General features: G+C 72.2%; 6 protein-coding genes. 4 read left to right on the forward strand and 2 right to left on the reverse strand.

Annotation, left to right across the window (positions count from 1 at the left end; translation table 11 throughout):
* Positions 1 to 117 precede the first annotated feature (117 nt).
* Together ACFWGJ_RS40730 and ACFWGJ_RS40735 are read right to left on the reverse strand one after the other, a co-directional pair.
* Entirely contained in the window at positions 118 to 921 is an 804-nt protein-coding gene (locus tag ACFWGJ_RS40730; protein ID WP_387334011.1) for a DUF3097 domain-containing protein, read from the reverse strand.
* A gap of 70 nt (positions 922 to 991) precedes the next feature.
* Positions 992 to 1,744, reverse strand: coding sequence for an MBL fold metallo-hydrolase (locus tag ACFWGJ_RS40735; protein ID WP_387334012.1), 753 nt, complete (start codon positions 1,742 to 1,744; stop codon positions 992 to 994).
* Positions 1,745 to 1,993: 249 nt separating this feature from the next.
* On the opposite strand from ACFWGJ_RS40735, the gene hrcA reads away from it, so the two are divergent.
* From hrcA to ACFWGJ_RS40755, 4 genes are all read left to right on the forward strand, one after another.
* Positions 1,994 to 3,010 carry a heat-inducible transcriptional repressor HrcA gene (hrcA, locus tag ACFWGJ_RS40740; protein ID WP_267026037.1) on the forward strand — a complete coding sequence of 339 codons (1,017 nt, stop codon included), beginning with the start codon at positions 1,994 to 1,996 and terminating at the stop codon, positions 3,008 to 3,010.
* A complete protein-coding gene (gene dnaJ / locus ACFWGJ_RS40745) occupies positions 3,011 to 4,150 on the forward strand; it encodes a molecular chaperone DnaJ (RefSeq protein WP_107016318.1) in 1,140 nt (379 codons plus the stop codon).
* Positions 4,151 to 4,259: 109 nt separating this feature from the next.
* Positions 4,260 to 5,345 carry a nitronate monooxygenase gene (locus ACFWGJ_RS40750; protein WP_387334014.1) on the forward strand — a complete coding sequence of 362 codons (1,086 nt, stop codon included), beginning with the start codon at positions 4,260 to 4,262 and terminating at the stop codon, positions 5,343 to 5,345.
* Positions 5,342 to 6,088, forward strand: a complete 747-nt coding sequence (locus tag ACFWGJ_RS40755; protein ID WP_387334015.1) for a 16S rRNA (uracil(1498)-N(3))-methyltransferase — start codon at positions 5,342 to 5,344, stop codon at positions 6,086 to 6,088. Before ACFWGJ_RS40750 ends, ACFWGJ_RS40755 begins: the two co-directional genes overlap by 4 nt.
* Positions 6,089 to 6,165 lie beyond the last annotated feature (77 nt).

A 6,165-nucleotide genomic window follows, 5' to 3' on the forward strand; every position in this document is an offset into this window, starting at 1 on the left:
AATCTTTCAGCCCGTCCGGCGTTTGAGGACGAGCGCGCAGCGCGATCCGGGGGCGAGGGGCGCAGCCCCATGCGTGGACGGGAATGGGTAGGGGCGGCGGGGGCGAAGAAAGCGCCTCTACTCCGGGGCCGTGACGAAGTCGATCAGTTCTTCCACTCTGCCGAGGAGTTCCGGCTGGAGGTCGCGGTACGAGTGGACCGAGTCCAGGATCCGCTGCCACGCCGCCCCCGTGTTTTCCGGCCACCCCAGAGCCCGGCAGACCCCCGTCTTCCAGTCCTGCCCCCGCGGCACCCGCGGCCAGGACGGAATGCCCACGGACGACGGCTTCACCGCCTCCCAGACGTCGATGTACGGATGGCCCACGACCAGCGCGTACTCGCTCGTCACGGCCGCGGCGATACGCGACTCCTTCGTGCCGGGCACCAAGTGGTCCACCAGGACCCCGAGCCGCGCGTCCGGCCCGGGACCGAACTCGTCGACGATGGCGGGCAGATCGTCGACGCCCTCCAGGTACTCGACGACGACGCCCTCGATGCGCAGGTCGTCGCCCCAGACCCGTTCGACCAGTTCGGCGTCGTGGCGGCCCTCGACGTAGATGCGTCCCGCACGGGCCACCCGGGCCCGCGCCCCGGGCACGGCGACGGACCCCGACGCGGTGCGCGTGGGGCGTACCGGCCCGGCGGACGGGCGTACGAGGGTCACCACGCGCCCCTCCAGGAGGAAGCCGCGCGGTTCCAGCGGGAACACCCGGTGCTTGCCGAAGCGGTCCTCCAGCGTCACCGTCCCCGCCTCGCAGCGGATCACGGCACCGCAGAACCCGGTGCCGGGTTCCTCGACCACGAGCCCCGGCTCCGCCGCGACCTCGGGCACGGGCTTGGGCTTCTTCCACGGAGGGGTCAGATCCGCTGAGTACTGGCGCATTCGGATGACGATAGGAGAAGCCCGCGCCCGGCAGGTACACCGACACCCCCTCGGCGGGCCCCGATACCGCTCACGGCACGTCGAAACGCCGCGCCAGCGCCTCCCGTTGGGCCCGTACGAACGCCGCGTCCACCACCGCCCCGTGCCCGGGCACGTACAGCGCGTCCTCGCCCCCGAGGGCCAGCAGGCGGTCCAGCGCGGCGGGCCAGCGGGAGGGCACGGCGTCCGGGCCCGCCTGGGGTTCGCCGGACTCCTCGACCAGGTCGCCGCAGAAGACGATCTCGCGGGAGCCGGGGCCGGGCCCGGCGACCAGGACCGCCAGGTCGTGGCCGGTGTGGCCCGGACCCACGTTCGCCAGCAGGACCTGCAGGCCACCGCCCAGGTCCAGCGTCCACTCGCCGGAGACGAGATGCCGGGGCCGCACCAGGAGATCCGCCGCCTCGGCGGCCTCCTCGGGATCGGCGCCGTTGCGCACCGCGTCCGCGAGCAGTTCCTCCCGCCCCTCGGCCAGGACATGTTCGGCGCCCACCGCCGCGAACACCTCGGTCCCCGCGAACGCCGCCGCTCCGAAGACGTGGTCGAAGTGCGGGTGCGTGAGCGCGAGGTGCGTGACACGCCCGCCCCCGAGCAACCCGTGCGCCCGCGTGCGCAGCCGCGCGCCCTCCCGCACGCTCGACCCAGCGTCGATCATGAGCGCCGCGTCCTCGCCGACCACGAGCCCGGCCGTGCAGTCCCACCCCGGAAGCCGGCACCGCCCGGCGTACGGAGACAGCCCCTCCCAGCCGGTCCCGTCGCGCCCGGACCCTTCCCATGTCACGTTCATGCGCCGACGCTAACCCCGGAGGCCGCGCCCGCATGTTCCCGACAGAGCGGGACACCCTCGTACACGTCGCCCGTCGGATGTGCCCGGCGTCACGACATCGCAGGCCCGCCCTTGCCCGGCCCGTACCCACCGGCCGTACACTTGGCGCGGGGATGCTGGCACTCGCGCGCGCTGAGTGCCAGGCGAGGCCACCGAAGACGACCGACTGACGACCGATGACCGCGCGGAAGACCACGGGAGGTGTGCGCGATGCTCAGTGAACGCAGGCTCGAAGTGCTGCGCGCCATCGTCCAGGACTACGTGGGCACGGAGGAGCCGGTGGGCTCGAAGGCCCTCACGGAGCGCCACCGGCTGGGCGTGTCCCCGGCGACGGTCCGCAACGACATGGCGGTCCTGGAGGACGAGGGGTACATCGCGCAGCCGCACACCAGTGCGGGGCGCATCCCCACGGACAAGGGATACCGGCTCTTCGTCGACAAGCTCGCGGGCGTCAAGCCGATGACGCCGCCCGAGCGGCGGGCGATCCACCACTTCCTGGACGGTGCCGTCGACCTCGACGACGTCGTGGGGCGGACCGTGCGGCTCCTCGCACAGCTCACCCGGCAGGTGGCCGTCGTCCAGTACCCCTCACTGACCCGCTCGACCGTGCGTCATGTGGAGCTCCTCGCGCTGGCCCCGGCCCGCGTCATGCTCGTACTGATCACGGACACCGGGCGCGTCGAGCAGCGCATGGTGGACTGCCCGGCCCCCTTCGGGGAGGTCTCCGTGGCGGATCTGCGGGCGCGGCTCAACAGCCGGATCACGGGGCGCCGTTTCGCGGATGTCCCCCAACTGGTGCAGGATCTCCCCGACGCCTTCGAGTCGGAGGACCGGGGGACGGTCGCGACCGTGCTCTCCACCCTCCTGGAGACTCTTGTCGAGGAGACCGAGGAGCGGCTGATGATCGGCGGCACCGCCAATCTGACGCGCTTCGGACATGATTTTCCCCTCACCATCCGTCCGGTGCTCGAAGCGTTGGAGGAGCAGGTCGTGCTCCTCAAACTCCTCGGTGAGGTCAACGATTCGGGCATGGCCGTACGGATCGGTCACGAGAACGCCCATGAGGGACTCAACTCCACTTCTGTGGTCTCGGTCGGCTACGGTTCGGGCGGCGAAGCAGTCGCCAAACTCGGCGTGGTCGGACCGACGCGCATGGATTACCCCGGAACGATGGGAGCGGTACGAGCGGTGGCACGGTACGTAGGACAGATCCTGGCGGAGTCGTAAGTGGCCACGGACTACTACGCCGTACTCGGCGTGCGCCGCGACGCGTCCCAGGACGAGATCAAGAAGGCATTCCGGCGGCTCGCCCGCGAGCTGCACCCGGACGTCAATCCCGATCCGAAGACGCAAGAGCGCTTCAAGGAGATCAACGCCGCGTACGAGGTGTTGTCGGACCCGCAGAAGAAGCAGGTCTACGACCTCGGCGGCGACCCGCTGTCCCAGGCGGGCGGCGGTGGCGCGGGCGGCTTCGGAGCCGGCGGCTTCGGCAACTTCTCGGACATCATGGACGCGTTCTTCGGAACGGCGTCGCAGCGCGGCCCCCGGTCGCGCACGCGGCGCGGCCAGGACGCGATGATCCGGCTGGAGATAGAGCTCGACGAGGCGGCCTTCGGCACGACGAAGGACATCCAGGTCGACACGGCCGTCGTCTGCACCACCTGCAGCGGTGAGGGCGCGGCCCCCGGCACGTCCGCGCAGACCTGTGACATGTGCCGCGGTCGCGGCGAGGTGTCCCAGGTCACGCGGTCCTTCCTGGGCCAGGTCATGACCTCCCGGCCGTGTCCGCAGTGCCAGGGCTTCGGGACGGTCGTCCCGACGCCGTGCCCCGAGTGCGCGGGCGACGGACGGGTGCGCTCGCGCCGGACCCTGACCGTGAAGATCCCCGCCGGTGTCGACAACGGCACCCGGATCCAGCTCGCGGGCGAGGGCGAGGTCGGCCCCGGCGGCGGCCCTGCCGGCGACCTGTACGTCGAGATCCACGAGCTGCCGCACAACATGTTCCAGCGGCGCGGCGACGACCTGCACTGCACGGTCACCATCCCGATGACCGCGGCGGCGCTCGGCACCAAGGTCCCGCTGGAGACGCTCGACGGGCTCGAAGAGGTCGACATCCGCCCCGGGACACAGTCCGGGCAGTCGATCCCCAAGCACGGGCGCGGCATCACCCACCTGCGGGGCGGCGGACGCGGCGACCTCATCGTGCACGTCGAGGTCATGACGCCCACCAAGCTCGATCCCGAGATGGAGCGGGTCCTGCGGGAGCTGGCCCAGATGCGCGGCGAGGAGCGGCCCACCGGGCAGTTCCAGCCCGGTCAGCAGGGCTTGTTCTCCCGGCTGAAGGACGCCTTCAACGGCCGTACCTGACGGGCGGACCGCAGGTGACCGCCGGGCCCGCCACCGGACGATTCCGGTGGCTCACGCCCGGCGGACGGCCGGATTCGGACTTGTACGGAGGACGTGACAACATGCCGTCATGTCCTCCGCGCTGACCGATCTTTTCCCCCTCCCGATCGTGCAGGCCCCGATGGCCGGCGGCGTCTCCGTGCCGCAGCTCGCCGCGGCCGTGTCCGAAGCCGGGGGGCTCGGTTTTCTCGCCGCCGGCTACAAGACGGCCGACGGCATGTACCAGGACATCAAGCAGCTGCGCGGGGCCACCAGCAGGCCGTTCGGCGTGAATCTGTTCATGCCGCAGCCCGAGTACGCCGACCGGTCGGCCGTCGAGGTGTACGCCCACCAGCTCGCCGGTGAGTCCTCCTGGTACGAGACCGAACTGGGCGACCCCGACAGCGGGCGCGACGACGGCTACGACGCCAAACTCGCCGTCCTCCTCGACAACCCGGTGCCGGTCGTCTCCTTCCACTTCGGCTGCCCCACCCGCGACGTCTTGGACTCCCTGAGCCGGGCCGGCACGCTGACCATGGTCACCGCGACCACCGCCGAGGAGGCGCAGGCCGTGCAGTGGGCGGGCGCCGACGCGGTCATCGTGCAGGGCGTCGAGGCCGGCGGCCACCAGGGCACCCACCGCGACAACCCCGAGGCGGACGGCTCCGGCATCGGACTGCTCTCGCTCATCGCGCTGGTCCGCGAGACCGTGCAGATCCCGATCGTCGCGGCCGGCGGCATCATGCGCGGCAGCCAGATCGCCGCGGCGCTCGCCGCCGGCGCGAGCGCCGCCCAGCTCGGCACGGCCTTCCTCGCCACCCCCGAGTCCGGCGCCAACGCCCTGCACAAGCAGGCACTGACCAACCCCCTCTTCGTCCGTACGCAACTGACGCGGGCGTTCTCCGGCAGGCCCGCGCGCGGACTGATGAACCGCTTCATGCGCGAACACGGGCCGTACGCGCCCGCCGCCTACCCCGAGGTCCACCACCTCACCTCCGCGCTGCGCAAGGCCGCCGCCAAGGCGGGCGACGCACAGGGCATGGCGCTGTGGGCCGGGCAGGGGCACCGGCTCGCCCGTGAACTGCCCGCCGGGCAGCTGGTCGAGGTGCTCGCCGCCGAACTCGACGCCGCCAGGACAGCGTTGTCGGCCGAGCAGGGCGGGGGCGTGGGGCGATGACCGCGCCGGTGTTCGTGGTCGACGAGGTGCCCGGCGGGCCGCAGTTCGTGCTCGACGGGCCCGAGGGGCGGCACGCCGTGTCCGTGAAGCGGCTGCGCACCGGTGAGGACGTGGTCCTCACCGACGGGCGGGGCCGCTGGGCCGAGGGCGTCGTCATGACCGCCGAGGGCAAGGACCGGCTCGTGGTGGCGGACCTCCACGTGGTGCACGAGGAGCCGCCGCCCGTCCCCCGTATCACCGTCGTGCAGGCGCTGCCCAAGGGCGACCGGGGTGAACTCGCCGTCGAGACCATGTCGGAGACCGGCGTCGACGCGATCGTCCCCTGGGCGGCGTCGCGTTGCATCACACAGTGGAAGGGCGAGCGGGGGCTCAAGGCCCTGGCGAAGTGGCGGGCCACCGCGCGTGAGGCCGGCAAGCAGTCGCGGCGGGTGCGGTTCGCGGAGGTCGCGGACGCGATGACGACGAAGCAGGTTGCGGCGTTTCTCGCCAAAGCGGAGTTCGCGGCGGTGCTGCACGAGGACCGGGGGTACCCCGGTGAGCCCCTCGCCACCGTCGAGTTGCCCGTCGCCGGGTCGATCGTGCTCGTCGTCGGGCCCGAAGGGGGCGTGTCTCCCGAGGAGTTGTCGATGTTCACCGAGGCCGGGGCGCGGGCCTGTCGGCTGGGGCGCAGTGTGTTGCGTACGTCCACGGCGGGGACGGCAGCGGTGGCGCTGCTGCTGGGCCGGACGGGGCGCTGGTCGTAGCGCCGGTTCGTCTGCGGGCCCGGTGGGGGCGGGCGCACAGGATTGCGCAGTTCCCCGCGCCCCCAGGCGCCCAGGGG

The sequence above is a fragment of the Streptomyces sp. NPDC060205 genome (assembly GCF_042728395.1).
Classification (GTDB): domain Bacteria; phylum Actinomycetota; class Actinomycetes; order Streptomycetales; family Streptomycetaceae; genus Streptomyces.